Source organism: Pusillimonas sp. SM2304 (genome assembly GCF_031628915.1).
Lineage (GTDB): Bacteria > Pseudomonadota > Gammaproteobacteria > Burkholderiales > Burkholderiaceae_B > Pusillimonas_C.
Window position 1 is genome coordinate 795,369 of the sequence record NZ_JAVLUJ010000003.1, and the last position, 17,401, is coordinate 812,769.

Sequence of the window (17,401 nt, forward strand, 5' to 3'; positions counted from 1 at the left end):
AGGGGCGGAGCACTAAAGAAAAACTCTGCAGGAGACCGCCCCATGAATGCCCCGCTGGATCAGGCCGCATTATCGACACTGGCCACAGTATCGCTGGACGATAAATACACACTGGAGCGCGGCCGCGCCTACATGAGCGGCACCCAGGCCCTGGTGCGCTTGCCCATGCTGCAAAAGGCGCGGGACCAGCGGGCGGGGCTCAATACGGCCGGCTTTATTTCGGGCTATCGCGGTTCGCCGCTGGGCGCGCTGGACCAGGCCCTGTGGAAAGCCAAACAGCACCTGAAAGACCACGACATCGTCTTCCAGCCGGGCCTGAATGAAGACCTGGCGGCCACGTCGGTATGGGGCACGCAGCAAGTCACCCTGTATCCCGACGCCACACGCGATGGCGTGTTCGCCATGTGGTACGGCAAAGGCCCGGGGGTCGACCGGTCCATGGATGTTTTCAAGCACGCCAACTCGGCCGGCACGGCGCGTCACGGCGGCGTACTGGTGCTGGCCGGCGACGACCATGGGGCCAAATCCTCGACCGTCGCGCACCAGTCGGAACACGACCTGCTGGCGGCGGGCATTCCGGTTCTGTATCCCGCCAACGTACAGGAATACCTGGACTTCGGCCTGCACGGCTGGGCCATGAGCCGCTATTCGGGCTTGTGGGTCGCCATGAAATGCGTCACCGAAGTGGTGGAGTCGACCGCGTCGATAGACATAGACCCCGACCGCAGCCGCATCATTATTCCGGACGATTTCACCCTGCCCCCCGATGGCTTGAGCATACGCTGGCCGGATCCCCCTTTGGCGCAGGAAGCCCGGCTGATCGACTACAAGTGGTACGCGGCGCTGGCCTACACGCGCGCCAACAAACTGAACCGCATCGTCATGGATTCGCCCCGCCCCCGCTTTGGCATCATGACCGCGGGCAAGGCTTATCTGGACACCCGCCAGGCGTTGGCGGATCTGGGGCTGGACGAGGCCGCCTGTGCGCAGTTGGGCATCCGCCTGATGAAGGTGGGCTGTGTCTGGCCGCTGAATGCGCAGGATGCACGCGAATTCGCCACCGGCCTGGAAGAAATCCTGGTCGTCGAGGAAAAACGGCAGATACTCGAATACGCGCTCAAAGAAGAGCTTTACAACTGGCGCGACGATGTACGCCCCAAGGTCTATGGCAAGTTCGATGAAAAGGACAACGCCGGCGGCGAATGGTCTGTGCCGCGCGGCCAATGGCTGTTGCCGGCCCGGGCCGAGCTGTCGCCCGCATTGATCGCACGCGCTATCGCCCGGCGGTTGGAAAAAACCGACCTGCCGCCAGAACTGCGGGCGCGCATCGCCGCGCGCATCGCCATGATCGACGCCAAGGACCGCGAGCTGGAAAAACCCCTTTCAGCCACCGACCGGAAACCCTGGTTCTGCTCCGGCTGTCCCCACAATACCTCCACGCAAGTGCCCGAAGGCTCGCGCGCGCTGGCCGGCATAGGCTGCCACTACATGACGATCTGGATGGATCGCAACACGGAAACCTTCAGCCATATGGGCGGCGAAGGCGCGGCATGGATAGGCCAGCAACCCTTCACCACCGAAAAGCACGTTTTTGCCAACCTGGGCGACGGCACCTACTTCCATTCGGGCATACTGGCCATCCGGGCGGCCATTGCCGCCAATGCCAACATCACCTACAAAATCCTGTACAACGACGCCGTCGCCATGACAGGCGGCCAGCCGGTGGACGGCGTGCTTAAAGTCACCGACGTCATCGCGCAGGTCCACGCCGAAGGCGCCCGAAAAACCGTGGTGGTCACCGACGAACCCGATAAGTACAAGGGCGTGGCGCTGGCGGGCAATCCCCCCGTCTATCACCGCGACGAACTTGACCGCGTGCAGCGCGAGCTGCGCGATACCCAGGGCACCACCGTGCTCATTTACGATCAGACCTGCGCCACCGAAAAACGCCGCCGCCGCAAACGGGGGGCCTACCCCGATCCGGCCCGCCGCATCTTCATCAACGATGCCGTCTGCGAAGGCTGCGGCGACTGCTCGGTCAAGTCCAACTGCCTGTCCGTTGAGCCCCTGAGCACGCCGCGGGGCATAAAACGGCACATCAACCAGTCGTCCTGTAATAAGGATTTTTCCTGTATCAACGGTTTCTGCCCCAGCTTCATTACCGCCGAGGGCGCGCAAGTCAAGAAACCCCGGCCGCCGCAATCCGATCCAGCCGGCCCCGGCAATGCAAACCTGCCGCTGCCCGCCCTGCCGGCCATTGCGGGAACCTACGGCATCCTGATCACCGGCATAGGCGGCACCGGCGTCGTCACCATCGGCGCGCTGCTGGGCATGGCTGCCCACCTTGAGCACAAAGGCGTCACGGTGCTGGACATGGCCGGCCTGGCGCAGAAAGGCGGCGCCGTGCTCAGCCACGTCCAGATCGCGGCCGACCCGTCCGGCCTGCACGCCACGCGCATCGCGACCGGCGAGGCCGACCTCATCATTGGCTGCGATGCCATCGTGACCACCTCGGCCGAGGTGCTGTCCAAGGCGCAGAAAGACCTGACCCGTGCCGCGGTGAACCGGGCGCAGGTACCGACCGCCGATTTCGTCAAGGACGCCCGCTGGCGGTATCCTGATGCCGCCATCGAGGGCGAACTGACGGCATCCATCGGCTCGGGCTGTGAGTTTCTGGACGCCAACACCCTGGCCGTGGCGCTCATGGGCGATGCCATCTATGCCAACCCCTTGTTGCTGGGCTATGCGTGGCAAAAGGGCTGGATACCGCTTTCGTACGAAAGCGTGGTGCGCGCCATCGAGCTGAATGGCGTCATGGTAGAAAAAAACCAGTCCGCGTTCGAATGGGGCCGCGCGGCGGCCCACCATGGTCCGCAGGCCATCACCCCCCGCAGCGCCGGCATGCCGGCCCAGATCGTGTCCCTGCCCGAGCCGCTGGACAAAATAATAGAACGCAACGCGCAATGGCTGACCGATTATCAAGATGCCTCGTACGCCGATCAGTATCAGGAAGCGGTGGCTCGTATCCGCGAGGCGGAAGCGTCGCTGCCCACCTCGCGGGGCTTGCGCCTGACACGCGCCGTGGCAACGCATCTTGCAAAGCTCATGGCCTACAAAGACGAATACGAAGTCGCCCGGCTGTATGCCGACCCCGCCTTCACCGACAAGCTGCGCGCCCAGTTCGAGGGCGAACCCGGCAAGGACTACACGCTGCATTTTCATCTGGCCCCTCCTTTGCTTGCCAGGAAGAATGCCAAGGGCGAACTCGTCAAGAAAAAATACGGTCCCTGGGTCATGTCCGTGTTCAAGCTCCTGGCACGCATGAAAGGCGTGCGCGGCACGCCTTTCGATCTCTTCGGCAAAACACAGGAACGGCGCCAGGAACGTGCGCTGCGAGACGAATACTTTGACTTGCTGGATGAGTTCGCCCGGGGGCTGACGGACCAGAACCTGCCCGCGGCCATCGAGCTGGCCAATCTGCCCGATGATATCCGCGGCTTCGGCCACATCAAAGAAAGGAATCTGGCCCAGGCGGCATCGCGCCGGGCGCAGTTGCTGGATGCCTATCGGCAGGCCAGGCCGCTGGACAAGGTTGCCTGACCGCCGGGGCAGCCGCTACAGCGCCAGGTATTCCCGGCGCACCGCTTCGTTTTCGGCCAGCGCCTGCATGGCGCCGCTGAAACGGATGGCGCCTTTCTCCAGCACATAGGCCCGGTCCGACACCAGCCGCGCAAAGTGGATGTTCTGTTCCGACAGCAGCACACTCGCGCCACGCGCCTTGAGCGCCAGGATCATCTCGGCCATCTGCTCGACGATCAGCGGCGCCACGCCCTCTGACGGCTCGTCCAGCAGCAGGCAATACGGATTGCCCATCAAGGTGCGCGCCACCGACAGCATCTGCTGCTCGCCGCCGCTCATGGCGCAGGCTGGGCGGTCTTGCATGCCCGCCAGATTGGGAAACAGCGCCAGCACCGAATCGAACGTCCAGTTCAGGCCCTGCGAGCCGTCAGGCCAGGTCCTGGGGGCCTGTTGCCCCGTGATCAGGTTTTGCCTGACGGTCAATTCGGTAAAGATACGCCTGTCTTCGGGCACATAGCCCAGCCCCCGGCGCGCGACTTCGTAGGGTTGCCGATGCGCAATCGACTGCCCCATGAAACGTATGCCGCCTTTGCGCTGCGCCACCAGCCCCATGATGGCCTTGAGCGTCGTCGACTTGCCCGCCCCGTTGCGCCCCATCAGCGCCACGACTTCGCCGCGCCCCACGTCCAGGTCCAGGCCATGCAAGATGTGCGCTGCGCCGTACCAGGCATGCAGGCCTGCCACCGACAGGACCGGGCTCCCGGCCAATGTGCCATCGTGCTTCATGACGCCGCCGCCCCCGAACCGCCTGCCTGAAAGGTTTTACCGGTACCGAAGTAAACCTCCTGAACCTTGGGATGCCGGCGGACTTCTTCCACGCTGCCCTGCGCGATCAGCTTGCCCCGCGCCAGCACAATCACACGATCGGCATAGGCAAACACCACATCCATGCTGTGCTCCGTGAACAGGACCGCCAGGTTGCGTTCCTCTACCAGTCGCTTGACCAGGCCAACCAGGGCGTTGCGTTCGGCGGGCGCCATGCCCGCCGTAGGCTCATCCATGAGCAGCAGGCGGGGGCTGCCCGCCAGGCTCATCGCCAGCTCAACCCGCTTCACATCGCCATAGGCCAGCTCGCTGCAGGGCCGCTCGGCCTGCGGCAGCATGTCTACCTGCTCCAGCAACTGCCTGGCTTCGGCCCGATACAGCGCCGCCGCGGGCCGCCAGAACGAAAACACCTTGCGATGATGCGCCACCAGGGCCATCTGCACATTCTCTTGCACGGTCAACGAGGCAAACGTGGCGGCAATCTGAAAGGTGCGCCCTACCCCCCGGTGCGCAATGCTCCTGGATCGCATGCCCAGCAATTCCTTGCCGTCCAGCAATACCGATCCTCCGGACGCCGCCAACTGCCCGTTCACCATGTTGAAGGTGGTCGATTTGCCTGCGCCGTTCGGGCCGATCAGGGCCAGCAACTCGCCCGCGCGCAGATTGAAGCTGATCTGGTCGACCGCCGTATTGCCGCCAAAGCGCTTGGTCAGCCCGCGCACCTCGAGCAGGTTCATGCCGGCCTCCTGCGCTGCATCAGCATCCCGGCATAGCCGGCGATCCCCTGCGGGAACACCAGCACGATCACCAGGATGACCACACCGAACAAGGCGCGCCAATATTCGGTAATGCCTACAAAATAATCCTGCAAAAGCGTGAAGCCGGCCGCGCCCACCACCGGACCGAACAAGGTTTGTATCCCCCCCAGCAACACCATGACCAGGCCGTCCACCGACTTGCCCACTGTGATGACTTCCGGGGACGTGCTGCCTTTGGCAAAGACATAAAGCGCGCCGGCCAGCCCGGCAAACAGGCCCGCCACGATAAAGGCCACCCATTGCACGCGCTTCACATGCATGCCCGACGCGTCGGCGCGCAGGGCCGAGTCGCGTACCGCGCGCAAGGCATAGCCGAACGGTGAAAACGCCATGCGGCGCACTATGACGACCGCCATGACCACCACAGCCAGCACAAAATAATAATAGGCATCGCCCGACAGCCAGGCCTCGGGCCAGATGCCGACAATGCCGTTGGAACCGCCCGTCACATCGTCCCATTGATACACAATGGACCAGACAATCTGGGCAAAGGCCAGTGTCAGCATGGCCAGGTAAACCCCGGTCAGGCGTATGCAGAACCAGCCGAACACGATAGCGGCCAGCCCGGCCGCCAGCGGCGCCGCCACCAGGGCCCCCGCCATCCCCAGCCCTGCTGCTTTGAATAACAGCGCGGCGGCATAGGCGCCTATGCCGAAATAGGCGGCATGGCCGAAAGAAGGCATGCCGCCCAGCCCCATCATGAAATGCAGACTCACGGCAAACAGCACCGCCACCAACATGTCCTGCGCCAGGACCACCGCATAAGGAAAGCTGCCCGAAACCAGCGGAAACGCGGCAAACAGGATCAGCAATGCCAAGACCATCCATTTGAACGGCGCCGTTGCTGGACGCAGGGGCGCATCGGGGGCGGCGCTATGCCGTATAGTGCTCAGCGGTTTGCCCAGCAGCCCCCAAGGCCTGAAGACCAGCACAAAGGCCATGAAGATGAATTCGACGACCAGGGTCAACTTGGGAAAGGCAATGCTGATGCCGCCTAGCTCCACCACCCCCAAGGCAATGCACAAGGCCTTGAGTTCGGCAATGATCAAGGCCGCCAGGTAGGCCCCCGGGATGGAGCCCATGCCGCCCACCACGACCACCACAAACGCATCGCCGATGACACTCAGGTCCAGCATCAGGCTGGCGGGCTGGCGCGGAATCTGCAGGGCGCCGCCCAGGCCCGCCAGAAAAGCGCCCAGGGCGAATACGCCGGTGAACAGCCATGCCTGATTGACGCCCAATGCGCCCAGCATCTCGCGGTCCTGCGTCGCGGCGCGAATCAAGGTGCCCCAGCGCGTGCGGGTCAGAAGCAGCCAGAGTATCAGCAATACGGCTGGCCCGATCACGATCAGCGCCAGGTCATACACCGGCATATAGCGATTGAAGATCTGTATGGAGCCGTTTAGCCCGGGCGCCAGCGGCCCCAGCAAATCATCAGGCCCCCATATCCAGAGCGCCATGTCGTTGAACACCAGCACCAGGGCGAATGTGGCCAGCAACTGGAACATTTCGGGAGCGCGGTAGATGCGCCGCAAGAGCACGATCTCGACCAGCGCGCCCAGGGCGCCCACGATCAGCGCGGCGCATATCAGGCTGAACCAGAAGCCCAGCGGACTGTGCCCCCAGGCGTTCACAATGGTGTAGGCCACGTATATGCCCAGCATATACAGCGAACCATGCGCAAAATTGACGATGCGGCTGACACCGAAAATCAGCGACAGGCCCGCGGCCACCAGAAACAGGGAAGATGCCTCCGCCAGGCCGTTCAAAAACTGAACGATAAAACCAGTAAGGTGCATAGTGGGACGGCGCCCCCGGACGCCGCAGTTTTGCTAATCGAATGAAAGGCTCAGTTGGCCGATTCAGGCCGCCACTGCCTGACTTGCTCGTCAGAAGGTTGCACCGTAGCGCCATCCACGTATTCAAAGTCGGTCATGATGCCTTTGCCGTCCTTGATGGCCAGTTTGCCCACATAGGCGCCCATGGTGGATTGATGATCAATGCCGCGATACCTGATGCGCCCAAAGGGTGTATCGACTTCCAGTTCCTTGAAGGCCTCGATCAAGGCTTCGGTGTCGGTCGAGCCTGCTTTCTTGATCCCTTCCGCCAGTGACAGGATGGCGTTATACCCCACGATGGTTCCCAGCCGCGGATAATCGTCAAACCGTTTTTGGTAAGCCGCCAGGAAACGGTTGTGCTCGGGCGTATCGATGGCATACCACGGATAGCCCGTCACCACCCAGCCCACCGGCGTCTCGTTGCCCAGTGGGTCCAGGTACTCGGGCTCGCCCGTCAGCATGCTGACCACCGGCAGGTCATTGAAGAAATTGCGTTGCGTGCCCGCCCGTACGAATTTGGCCAGATCGGCCGCAAACAGGACATTGAACATGGCTTCCGGCTTGGCATCGGCCAGCGCCTGCACCACACTGCCGGCATCGATCTTGCCCAGCGGCGACGCCTGTTCAGCCACGAACTCCACATCGGGCTGGGCCTGCTTCAACAAGGTCTTGAACGTCGAGACGGCAGACTGCCCATATTCATAATTGGGATAGACAATGGCCCAGCGCTTCTTGTTCATCTTGACCGCCGCGGGAATCAACATGGCCACCTGCATATAGGTGGAGTTGCGCAGGCGGTAGGTGTAGCGGTTGCCGTCCGCCCACACGATCTTGTCGGTCAGCGGCTCGCTGGCCAGGAAAAACTGCTTCTTGTGCTTGGCATAGTCGGTGACCGCCAGGCCAATGTGCGACAGGAAAGTACCGGTCAGCACGTCGACCTTATCTCGGGTCAGCAGTTCTTCGGCGGCCCGCACCGCATCGCCCGGGTTTGAATTGTCGTCGCGAATGACCAGTTCCAGCGTTTTGCCATTCACCCCGCCCGCCTCATTGATCTGCTCGACGGCCAGCTCCATGCCCTTTTTATATGGCCCCAGGAAGGCGGGCTGCGTTTTATAGCTGTTGAGCTCACCGATCTTGATGACGCCCTGGGCGCATGCTGCGGCGCTTGCCGCCGCCAAAGCAAGCGTCCCGAAGAAGAACGCCCCCACGCTGCGCAGGCTGACACCTGCTTGCTGCCCCCCAAGGGGGCGCTTTTTGCCTTGGGACGGCCCGGCGGCAAAAAAGGCCCCCGCGCTGCGCAGGCTGGCACCTGCTTGCTGCCCCCCGAGGGGGTGCTTTTTGCCTTGGGACGGCCCGGCGGCAAAAGAGGCCCCCACGCTGCGCAGGCTGGCACCTGCTTGCTGCCCCCCAAGGGGGTGCTTTTTGCCTTGGGGCGGCCCGGCGGCAAAAAACTTCAAATACAATCCGGCAAAGTGCATAGCTGTCATTCCTGTGCTTTAGATGCGTGGAAAATTCGATAAATTGTACGTAATATTACAGCGCACGCGCCGTATACCGATCAGAATCACGTATTTCAACAACCGAAGGCCTTATTTGCCGCCATGCGCAATCTTTCCCTGATCTTCATTATCTCCAGCCTTTGCCTGCTGACGTTCAGCCGTTGTCTGCTGGCGGCCTGGCAATGGAAACGAGTCCGGCAGGCGGGGGGGCTGCTGCCCATCTTGAAGGGCGGCCTGCGCATCGACGCCAACCAGATCGCCCTGCTGGCGGGGATCCCGCTGCTGCTGTCGCCCTGGATGGAAGAATGGCCGCTGGCGGTAGACGTAACGGAAATCTGGTTCCAGCTTGCCTGGTTCCTGCTGGTCTTGCTGGAAGTCTCCACCCCCCAGTTCATCCACGAATACGATACCCGCCCCAACCGCCTGTATGTGGAATACCTGAAGCATCCGCAGGAAGTTTTCGGCATGCTCTGGAAAGGCTACAAGGCCATGATACTGGCTGCCGTGCTGGCGCTGGGCCTGCTCGCATGGCTGGCCTATGCCCTGTTTGGGCAAGGCGTTCCCGATCAGGACATGGTGTGGTGGCAGAACATTGTGTTTTTCCTGAGCGTGGCCGCCCTGCTTGTCCTGGCCGTGCGCGGCACATTCAAGCACAGGCCCATCAACCCGTCCACCGTCGCCTACTGCGGCGACAGCATGCTCAACACCCTGCCGCTCAATTCGCTGTACAGCGTCAGCTATGCCGTCTACAGCATGAAGAACGAACGTTCGGCCGCCGATGTCTATGGCGGCCTGCCTGTCGACGCCATGCACGCCGTGATCCGCCAATGCGCCGCCCTGCCGGCCGGAACCAGCCAGATTCCCACCCTGCACCGGCAGGTGCCGGCCGCCCAGCGCAGCCGCCCGCTGAACGTGGTGATGATCGTACAGGAAAGCCTGGGCGCGCAGTATATCGGCCACCTGGGCGGCGCGTCGCTGACCCCCCACTTGGACGAACTGTCCAACATCGCCTGGACCTTTACCCGCGCGTATGCCACCGGCACACGCTCGGTGCGCGGGCTGGAAGCCGTCACGGCGGGGTTTCCGCCCACCGTCTCGGACGCGGTGCTGCGCCTGTCCGGCGCGCAAAGCAATTTCTTTACCATGGCGCAGTTGCTGAAACAGCACGGCTACCGGTCGCGCTTCATCTATGGCGGCGAAGCCCACTTCGACAACATGAAAAGCTTTTTCCTGGGCAACGGTTTTGACGATCTGTACGATCGGCAGACGTTCAAGGACCCCGCCTTTGTCGGCACCTGGGGCGCCAGCGACGAAGACATGTTCAACAAGCTGCACAGCCTGCTTGCCGCGCCCCCCGGCCAGCCCACGTTCACGCTGGCGTTTTCAGTCAGCAACCACTCGCCCTGGGAATACCCGTCAGGGCGCATTGTCCCCGACGGCAATCCCGCCACGGTCCACAACACCGTTCGCTACGCCGACTGGGCTATGGGCCGCTTTTTCGAACAGGCCCGCCAATCGGACTACTGGAACGACACGGTCTTCCTGATTGTCGCGGACCACGACTCCAAGGTGGCGGGCGCAAGCCTGGTTCCCCTGCGCCACTTCCATATTCCCGCCCTGATCCTGGGCGCCGACGTGAGCGCAAGACGCGACGACAGGCTCATCAGCCAGATCGACCTGCCCACCACCTTGCTGTCCATCATGGGGCTGGCCACCGAACACCCCATGATAGGGCGGGACCTGACGCAAATGGACGGCGGCCGCGCCATGATGCAGTACGGTGAAAACTACGGATACCTGAAAGAAGACGCCTTGATCGTCCTGGAGCCGCACAAGGCGGCCAGCCAGTATCGCTACACGGCGCCCGCCACTTACACGCCCACAGCGCTCGACCCGGTCCTGGCCCAAGAAGCGCTGGCGCATGTGTTGTGGCCGGCCTGGGCCTACCGGAACCAGGCCTACACCCTGCCGCATCTGAGGCAAAAGACTTAGGCGTGCTCGATGCGCGTGCCCAGCACCGCCAGGAATTGCGCCATCCAGGCGGGATGGGCGGGCCACGCGGGGGCCGTTACCAGATGGCCGTCGGTATGGGCCTGGTCGATGGCGATGTCGGCATAAGTGCCGCCTGCCAGGCGGACCTCGGGCGCGCACGCCGGGTACGCCGAGCAGCTACGGCCTTTCAATATGCCGGCGGCCGCCAGTATTTGCGCGCCATGGCACACCGCCGCTATCGGTTTTCCGGCTTCATCAAACTGTCGCACGATTTCCAGTATCCTGTCATTCAGGCGCAGGTACTCGGGCGCGCGCCCGCCCGGAATGACCAGGCCATCGTAGTCGTTCACATTGACCTGGTCGAAATCGTGGTTCAATGTAAAACGATGGCCCGGCTTCTCGCTGTATGTTTGCGCGCCGTCGAAATCGTGTATGGCAGTCGCCACGGTATCGCCCGCTTTTTTATCCGGACATACGGCATGAACCACATGCCCCACCGTCAGCAGGGTCTGGAATGGCACCATGGTTTCATAATCTTCGGCATAGTCGCCGACCAGCATCAACAGTTTCTTGCTCATGATCAGTCTCGTCCTGGTGTTACAAAATTCACGAAAGCCACAGGCAACGCCGGCGGCAACCCTGCCGGCGGCAACAGGCGTCGCGGCCGGCCTTCTGTGATCTTCAATCCATTCCAATTAAAAAACAAGCACAATACAATACTTACATAAAACTGAAGGAAACTGATAATGGAGTTGCTGCTTGACCCCACCGTGTGGGTCGGCCTATTGACACTGGTTGTCCTGGAAATCGTTCTAGGCATCGACAACCTTATTTTCATTGCCATCCTGGCAGATAAACTACCGCCCGCTCAACGCGACCGCGCCCGCGTCATCGGGCTGTCGCTGGCGCTGGTCATGCGCCTGGCGCTGCTTACCGGCATATCGTGGCTGTTCAAGCTCACCGAACCCTTGTTTTCAGTTGGCCCCCTTGCCTTCTCGGGGCGCGACCTGATTCTGATACTTGGCGGATTTTTCCTCGTCTTCAAAGGCACGATGGAAATGCACGAGCGCGTGGAGGGCAAGTCGCACGCCATATCGGGCTCGCGCATGTACGCCAGCTTCTGGGTCATTGTGACCCAGATCGTCATACTGGACGCCGTGTTTTCGCTGGATGCTGTCATCACCGCGGTCGGCATGGTCGACCACCTGGAAGTCATGATGGCCGCGGTAATCATCGCGATCGGCATCATGCTGGTTGCCTCCAAGCCCCTCACGCGCTTCGTCGGCGCCCATCCCACTGTTGTCATCCTGTGCCTGGGCTTCTTGCTGATGATCGGTTTTGCGCTGGTGGCCGAAGGCTTCGGCTTCAAAGTACCCAAGGGCTATCTGTATGCCGCCATCGGGTTTTCAGTGGCGATCGAAACGCTGAACCAGATCGCACGCCGCAACTTGCTTAATTCCGATACGCAAAGGCCCATGCGCGAGCGTACCGCCGAGGGGATACTGCGCATGCTGGGCAAGCGCCCCGCCACCACCGAAGAGGACGCCGAGACGCAAGCGCAGACCGTCACCGACATGCCATTTGCCGTCGAAGAGCGCAATATGGTCAGCGGCGTACTGCGCCTGGCGGACCGCAACGTGCACTCCATCATGACCCCCCGCAACGATATCAGTTGGATCGATCTGGAAGACGACCCTGATGATATCCGGCAGGAGATCAGCCAGACGCCGCACGGATTCTTCCCTGTTTGCCGCGGATCGCTGGATGACATCGTCGGCATAGGCAGGGCCAAAGACATGATCACCGATCTGATCCAGCATCGGACGCTGAACCAGAACAAGCTGCGCCCGCCCATCATCGTGCACGAAACCGTCCGTATCCTGGACCTGATCGAAACGCTCAAGACGGCGCGCGGCCAGTTGGTGATTGTCATCAACGAGTTTGGCGCCGTCGAGGGCCTGGTCACGCCCATAGACGTATTCGAGGCCATTGCGGGCGACTTCCCCGACGAGGACGAAACCCCCGACATCATTGCCGCTGGCGACAGCAAATGGATCGTGGACGGCGCCACCGACCTGCATCACTTCGAACAGACATTGAACATCGAAGGCCTGCAGGACGACGCCGACGAATACAGCACACTGGCCGGCTATATGCTGCGCCAGTTCGGCCGATTGCCTGAAGTGGGCGACAAGCTCAAGTTTTCGCGGGGCGGCAACGAGTTTCGCCTCAAGGTCCTGGAACTGGAAGGACGCCGGATTGCAAAGGTGCAGGTCAGGTGCCGTCCCGCCAACGACGCGCCGCCCGCCGGGGCCGCCGACGCCGCCTGAACTTTCATGTTATAGTAGCTGGCTATTGTGAATTCGGGGCGTAGCGCAGCCTGGTAGCGCATCTGGTTTGGGACCAGAGGGTCGAAGGTTCGAATCCTTTCGCCCCGACCATGCAATAGTAAAAAACAGGGCTTACGCACTTTACCAGCGTAAGCTCTTTTTTTTTGCCGCAGGGCCGCTCCAAGGCAATTCTATCCCCGCCGCCAGGCCTCTACCTGCTGGCGCAACTCGCGGCGGATGACCTTGCCGGTCGTCGTCATGGGCAGCTCATCGACAAAAAAGATCTCGCGCGGGTACTCATGGGCGGCCAGGCGCGATTTCACGTGTTCCTGTATTTCACGCTTCAGCGCCTCGCTGGGCGCATGTGTTTCCTGCAGAACGACCACGGCCGCGACAATCTCGGTGCGCTGCGGGTCGGATGCCCCCACCACCGCCACCATTTTCACCGACGGGTGCTGCAAAATACTGTCTTCGATTTCCCCCGGGCCGATACGGTAGCCGGCAGAGGTAATGACATCATCGTTGCGCCCCACGAAATGGACGTAGCCGGCGGCGTCCATGCAGCCGGTATCCCCCGTCAGCAGCCAATCGCCCAAGTATTTCTCGTCAGTGGCGCGCGCATTGTTCCAATACTGCAGGAACATGACCGGGTCCGGGCGGCGCACGGCAATATTGCCGGTTGCGCCGGGTTCAAGCTCCTTGCCGCCGTCATCGATGATGGCGACATGATGGCCGGGAACCGGACGGCCTATGGCGCCGGGGCTGACAGGCATCAAGTCGGCGCATGACGACACCGTCATATTGCATTCGGTCTGGCCGTAGAACTCGTTGATGGTCAGGCCGAAGCTGCGACGGCCCCAGTCCAGCAGCTCGGACCCCAGCGACTCGCCGCCGCTGGCCACGGAACGCAATTGATAATTCCAGCGTTTTTCGGGCTCGGCAACCGAGCGCATCATTTTCAGCGCGGTGGGCGGCAAAAAGGTGTTGCGAATACCGTAGTCCTGCAAAAGCTGGAAGGCAGCTTCGGCGCTGAACTTCTGGAAGCGGTGCGCCACCACCGCGATGCCATGATGCCAGGCCGGCAGCAGGACATCGAACAGGCCGCCTATCCAGGCCCAGTCGGCCGGCGTCCACATCCGGTCGCCTTCCTGCGGAAACAGGTTGTGGGAAATCTCTACCCCTGGCAAATGGCCCAGCAGCACACGATGCGCGTGCAAGGCGCCCTTGGGTTGACCGGTGGTGCCCGATGTATAGATAATGACCGCGGGATCATCGGCAGCGGTATCGACCGGCGTCAGGTCGGAACTGTGCTGTGCGATTTCACGATGCAGGTCCAAGGTACCCGCCTGGGCGCCGTCTATCGTGAACACCACCTGAAGCGCTGGCAGCTGGTCGCGTATTTCGGCCAGTTTCGCCGCCCCTTCGGCGTTGGTGATGACGACACGCGCGCCGCTGTCTTTCAGGCGGTAATGCAGGGCCTCGACCCCGAAAAGCGCAAACAGCGGGATCGCGATACAGCCTGTTTTATAGGCCGCCACATGGGCCAAGGCGGTTTCGGGCGCCTGGGGCAAAAGAATGCCCACCCGGTCGCCCGGAACCAGTCCATGGGCCAACAACAAGTTGCCCACCCGGTTCGACGCTTCATGGATCTGGCCAAAGCTGTAATGGCGGGCCGCGCCGCCCTGGTCGACATGGATCAGGGCCAGGCGCCCCGGCTCGTGCTCCGCCCACTTCCCGCACACATCCACGCCGATGTTGTAGCGAGAGGGAATGTTCCAGCTGAATCGTTGTCCGATATCTTCATAGCTGTCCGGTTTCAGTGGCAACATGGATGCGTACCTGCCTTCGAATAAGTCGCTCGTATCGTTATATTAAGCTCGAAACACCCTTATGAACCTAGGCAATCACCCTGCTTTCCCCTATGCGTAAACGCCTGTACCTGCTTTCTGCCGCCTGTGTCTTGTTCCTGTGCCTTGCGGGCGCCTATGTTTTCCTGGACCGCTGGCAGCGCACGGCTATTTTTTCGGTGGAGCTGGGCGAAAGCCGCTGGTGGCGCGAGCCGCCGGAAGGCACCGACGTGTTCTACATCGGCCTGGATAACGGCGACCGGCTGCAGGCCTGGTATCTGCCCGCGGCCGATGCCGGCGCGCCCACCATCCTGTACCTGCACGGTTCACGATGGAATCTGAATAGCAGCGTGTTCCGGATTGAACGCTGGGCTTCCATGGGCTATGGCATCCTGGCTGTCGATTATCGGGGGTTTGGCCAATCCACCCCCCGCCTGCCATCGCAAGCCAGCGCGGTGGACGACGCGGGCGCCGCGCTGCAAGAGCTTGCCCGCCGCCAGCCCCAGGCCGACCGCCGCTTTGTATACGGACACAGCCTGGGCGGCGCCATTGCCATCGCGCTGGCGGCCCGCCAAGGCCAGCCGGAGTTCAACGGGCTGATCGTCGAGTCCACCTTCACCCGCATCCAGGACATGATTCCGCAAAGCAAGTGGTCACGGATTCCCGGCCTGGCGCTGCTGATCACCCAGCCCTTCGATTCTTTGTCCGCCATCGGCAACATCCGAAACCCGCTGCTGATCCTGCACGGCACCCATGACCGCATTGTGCCGCACGCCATGAGCGATGCCTTGTTCCAGGCTTCGGCCGCTTCAAGCAGCGCGCTGCGCGAACTGGTCCAGATCGACGGCGGTTCCCATTCGAACGCCAGCTCCCATCCCGAGTACCAGGCAGCCGTGCGGCAGTTCATCGACAAAGCCGGCGCGCTTGCCCGCCGCTGACGTGCCGGCGAGCTAGCGCGCCGGCACGTGGTCCTCGTGCGCATGCTCTTCCAGCTCCCAGGGCAGGGCTTCACCCTGCTCGGCGCTTTGCGCGATGGCCCATTCGGCCGGGCCCACATCGAAATCGCGCTCCCGCAGCCAGGCATCGTTGTAGTAGGTCTGGGAATAACGCTCGCCGCCATCGCACAGCACCATGACAATGGAACCGGCTTCGCCCGCCCCATGCATACGGCGGGCAAGCTGCAGGGCGGCGATGAAATTGGTGCCCGTCGAGCCGCCGCAACGCCGCCCCAGGCTTTTTTCCAGATACCGCAAGGCCGCCAATGAGGCCAGGTCGGGAATCCGGGCCATGCGATCGATCACGCTGGGAATGAACGAGCGTTCCACGCGGGGGCGGCCTATCCCTTCGATAAGCGATCCCGCCTCGATCTGCAGCGTAGGGTCACCGCTTGCGTAAGCGTCGAAGAAGACCGAGTTTTCCGGGTCGGCCACGCAAACCCGGCTATCGTAGCCCTGATAGCGTATGTAGCGGCCTATGGTTGCCGTGGTGCCCCCCGTGCCGCAGCTGCAGACGATCCAGTCCGGCACAGGATGGGGTTCTTGCCGCATCTGGCTGAAAATGGATTCGGCGATATTGTTGTTGCTGCGCCAGTCCGTTGCCCGCTCGGCATAGGTGAACTGATCCATGTAATGCCCGCCCAGTTCGCGCGCCAGGCGCTCGGACTCGCCATAGATTTCGCGCCCCGAATTCACCAGGTGAATCTGTCCGCCATAGAACTCGATCGCCGCGATCTTTTCCCGGGACGTGTTCTTGGGAATCACCGCCATGAAAGGCAGGCCGATCAAGCGCGCGAAATAGGCTTCGGACACCGCTGTCGATCCGGACGAGGCTTCGATCACGGTGCTTCCTTCACGCAGCCAGCCATTGCACAGCGCATAAAGGAACAAGGAACGCGCCAGGCGATGCTTCAAGCTGCCCGTGGGGTGGCTGGACTCATCCTTCAGGTACAAATCCACCCCGGGATAGGCGGGCAGGGAAAGCGGAATAAGGTGCGTATCCGCCGAGCGGTTGAAATCCGCCTCGATTTTTCGAACTGCTTGCTGCACCCACGACTCGCGCGCCTTGACCATCACCCACCTCCTGCTATCCGTAATAGATTCCTGCAACACCGCATGATAAGCGACACCCGTCTATACTCGATACTATCCGTTTCATTCGACACGATCACTTTCCTTATTCAAAGGTTTCCCGTATATGATGCCTACCCTTGATTTCTGGACGAACCTGGTTCAACAGCATGGCCAGGAAATTGCCCTGGAAGACGCCGACAGCCAGGTTTCTTATGCCGAACTCTCGGTTGCCGTCAATGCCCTGGCCGTCGCCCTGCAATCCAAAGACCCTATACCGGGGTCGCGTGTGGCGCTGTGCGCCGAACAATCGCTGGAGTACCTGGTCAGTGTGCTGGCCATCCTGGCGGCGGGGAAAGTGCTCGTGCCGCTGAACTGCCACGGCAGCACCGAGGCCCTGCATCAGATTATCAACGATTCGCGCTGCTCGACGGTCATCGTCGATGAAACAGGCCACGACAAGATCCGTGCCGACGATGAGTTCACCATCCAGTTTTCCCAATTCGAAGGCCTGGTCCGCACCTATCGCGACCAGACGCCGGCCCGTCACGACAGCCAGCCGGCAGACGCGGACGGCGCCGTCGGCTCGCCTGCGGTATAAGTCGCG

At 62.0% G+C, this 17,401-nt stretch carries 12 protein-coding genes and 1 tRNA gene; 6 read left to right on the forward strand and 7 right to left on the reverse strand.

The window, feature by feature from the left end; all coding sequences use genetic code 11:
* Window positions 1–42: 42 nt before the first annotated feature.
* The gene (locus RE432_RS18700; RefSeq protein ID WP_310935031.1) at window positions 43–3,600 is read left to right on the forward strand and encodes an indolepyruvate ferredoxin oxidoreductase family protein; all 3,558 of its coding nucleotides are present in this window, start codon (window positions 43–45) and stop codon (window positions 3,598–3,600) included.
* A 15-nt stretch (window positions 3,601–3,615) separates the two neighbouring features.
* Here the strand turns inward: RE432_RS18700 and RE432_RS18705 are convergent, their stop codons facing one another.
* Genes RE432_RS18705 through RE432_RS18720 form a run of 4 tightly spaced genes read right to left on the reverse strand, consistent with a single transcriptional unit; the run spans window position 3,616 to window position 8,268 of the window.
* On the reverse strand, window positions 3,616–4,365 hold the full coding sequence (locus tag RE432_RS18705) for an ABC transporter ATP-binding protein (protein WP_310935032.1): 750 nt from the start codon (window positions 4,363–4,365) through the stop codon (window positions 3,616–3,618).
* Window positions 4,362–5,141, reverse strand: coding sequence for an ABC transporter ATP-binding protein (locus RE432_RS18710; protein WP_310935033.1), 780 nt, complete (start codon window positions 5,139–5,141; stop codon window positions 4,362–4,364). Before RE432_RS18710 ends, RE432_RS18705 begins: the two co-directional genes overlap by 4 nt.
* Window positions 5,138–7,021, reverse strand: coding sequence for an ABC transporter permease (locus RE432_RS18715; protein WP_310935034.1), 1,884 nt, complete (start codon window positions 7,019–7,021; stop codon window positions 5,138–5,140). The genes RE432_RS18710 and RE432_RS18715 overlap by 4 nt, the downstream gene beginning before the upstream one ends.
* A 50-nt stretch (window positions 7,022–7,071) precedes the next feature.
* Window positions 7,072–8,268, reverse strand: a complete 1,197-nt coding sequence (locus tag RE432_RS18720) for an ABC transporter substrate-binding protein (RefSeq protein WP_409079893.1) — start codon at window positions 8,266–8,268, stop codon at window positions 7,072–7,074.
* Window positions 8,269–8,661: 393 nt separating this feature from the next.
* Here RE432_RS18720 and RE432_RS18725 point away from each other — a divergent pair, with 393 nt between their 5' ends.
* On the forward strand, window positions 8,662–10,551 hold the full coding sequence (locus tag RE432_RS18725) for an LTA synthase family protein (RefSeq protein ID WP_310935036.1): 1,890 nt from the start codon (window positions 8,662–8,664) through the stop codon (window positions 10,549–10,551).
* On the opposite strand, the gene RE432_RS18730 is transcribed toward RE432_RS18725, so the two are convergent.
* Window positions 10,548–11,129, reverse strand: a complete 582-nt coding sequence (locus tag RE432_RS18730; protein ID WP_310935037.1) for a DJ-1/PfpI family protein — start codon at window positions 11,127–11,129, stop codon at window positions 10,548–10,550. The genes RE432_RS18725 and RE432_RS18730 overlap by 4 nt on opposite strands.
* A gap of 168 nt (window positions 11,130–11,297) precedes the next feature.
* Between RE432_RS18730 and RE432_RS18735 the strand changes: the two genes are divergently transcribed.
* The gene (locus RE432_RS18735; RefSeq protein WP_310935038.1) at window positions 11,298–12,881 is read left to right on the forward strand and encodes a TerC family protein; all 1,584 of its coding nucleotides are present in this window, start codon (window positions 11,298–11,300) and stop codon (window positions 12,879–12,881) included.
* A 34-nt stretch (window positions 12,882–12,915) separates the two neighbouring features.
* Window positions 12,916–12,992, forward strand: a tRNA-Pro gene (locus RE432_RS18740).
* A gap of 80 nt (window positions 12,993–13,072) precedes the next feature.
* Here the strand turns inward: RE432_RS18740 and RE432_RS18745 are convergent.
* Entirely contained in the window at window positions 13,073–14,710 is a 1,638-nt protein-coding gene (locus tag RE432_RS18745) for an acyl-CoA synthetase (RefSeq protein WP_310935039.1), read from the reverse strand.
* Between the two features lie 92 nt (window positions 14,711–14,802).
* On the opposite strand from RE432_RS18745, the gene RE432_RS18750 reads away from it, so the two are divergent.
* Entirely contained in the window at window positions 14,803–15,666 is an 864-nt protein-coding gene (locus RE432_RS18750) for an alpha/beta fold hydrolase (protein ID WP_310935040.1), read from the forward strand.
* A gap of 12 nt (window positions 15,667–15,678) precedes the next feature.
* Here the strand turns inward: RE432_RS18750 and RE432_RS18755 are convergent, their stop codons facing one another.
* Entirely contained in the window at window positions 15,679–16,797 is a 1,119-nt protein-coding gene (locus RE432_RS18755; RefSeq protein ID WP_310935041.1) for a PLP-dependent cysteine synthase family protein, read from the reverse strand.
* Between the two features lie 124 nt (window positions 16,798–16,921).
* Here RE432_RS18755 and RE432_RS18760 point away from each other — a divergent pair, with 124 nt between their 5' ends.
* The gene (locus RE432_RS18760; protein WP_310935042.1) at window positions 16,922–17,395 is read left to right on the forward strand and encodes an AMP-binding protein; all 474 of its coding nucleotides are present in this window, start codon (window positions 16,922–16,924) and stop codon (window positions 17,393–17,395) included.
* Window positions 17,396–17,401 lie beyond the last annotated feature (6 nt).

Bases quoted from the DNA above. Each gene is read 5' to 3' on its own strand.
- RE432_RS18700 (WP_310935031.1), top strand. From the start codon at position 43: ATGAATGCCCCGCTGGATCAGGCCGCATTATCGACACTGGCCACAGTA.
- RE432_RS18705 (WP_310935032.1), bottom strand. From the start codon at position 4,365: ATGAAGCACGATGGCACATTGGCCGGGAGCCCGGTCCTGTCGGTGGCA.
- RE432_RS18710 (WP_310935033.1), bottom strand. From the start codon at position 5,141: ATGAACCTGCTCGAGGTGCGCGGGCTGACCAAGCGCTTTGGCGGCAAT.
- RE432_RS18715 (WP_310935034.1), bottom strand. From the start codon at position 7,021: ATGCACCTTACTGGTTTTATCGTTCAGTTTTTGAACGGCCTGGCGGAG.
- RE432_RS18725 (WP_310935036.1), top strand. From the start codon at position 8,662: ATGCGCAATCTTTCCCTGATCTTCATTATCTCCAGCCTTTGCCTGCTG.
- RE432_RS18730 (WP_310935037.1), bottom strand. From the start codon at position 11,129: ATGAGCAAGAAACTGTTGATGCTGGTCGGCGACTATGCCGAAGATTAT.
- RE432_RS18735 (WP_310935038.1), top strand. From the start codon at position 11,298: ATGGAGTTGCTGCTTGACCCCACCGTGTGGGTCGGCCTATTGACACTG.
- RE432_RS18745 (WP_310935039.1), bottom strand. From the start codon at position 14,710: ATGTTGCCACTGAAACCGGACAGCTATGAAGATATCGGACAACGATTC.
- RE432_RS18750 (WP_310935040.1), top strand. From the start codon at position 14,803: ATGCGTAAACGCCTGTACCTGCTTTCTGCCGCCTGTGTCTTGTTCCTG.
- RE432_RS18755 (WP_310935041.1), bottom strand. From the start codon at position 16,797: ATGGTCAAGGCGCGCGAGTCGTGGGTGCAGCAAGCAGTTCGAAAAATC.
- RE432_RS18760 (WP_310935042.1), top strand. From the start codon at position 16,922: ATGATGCCTACCCTTGATTTCTGGACGAACCTGGTTCAACAGCATGGC.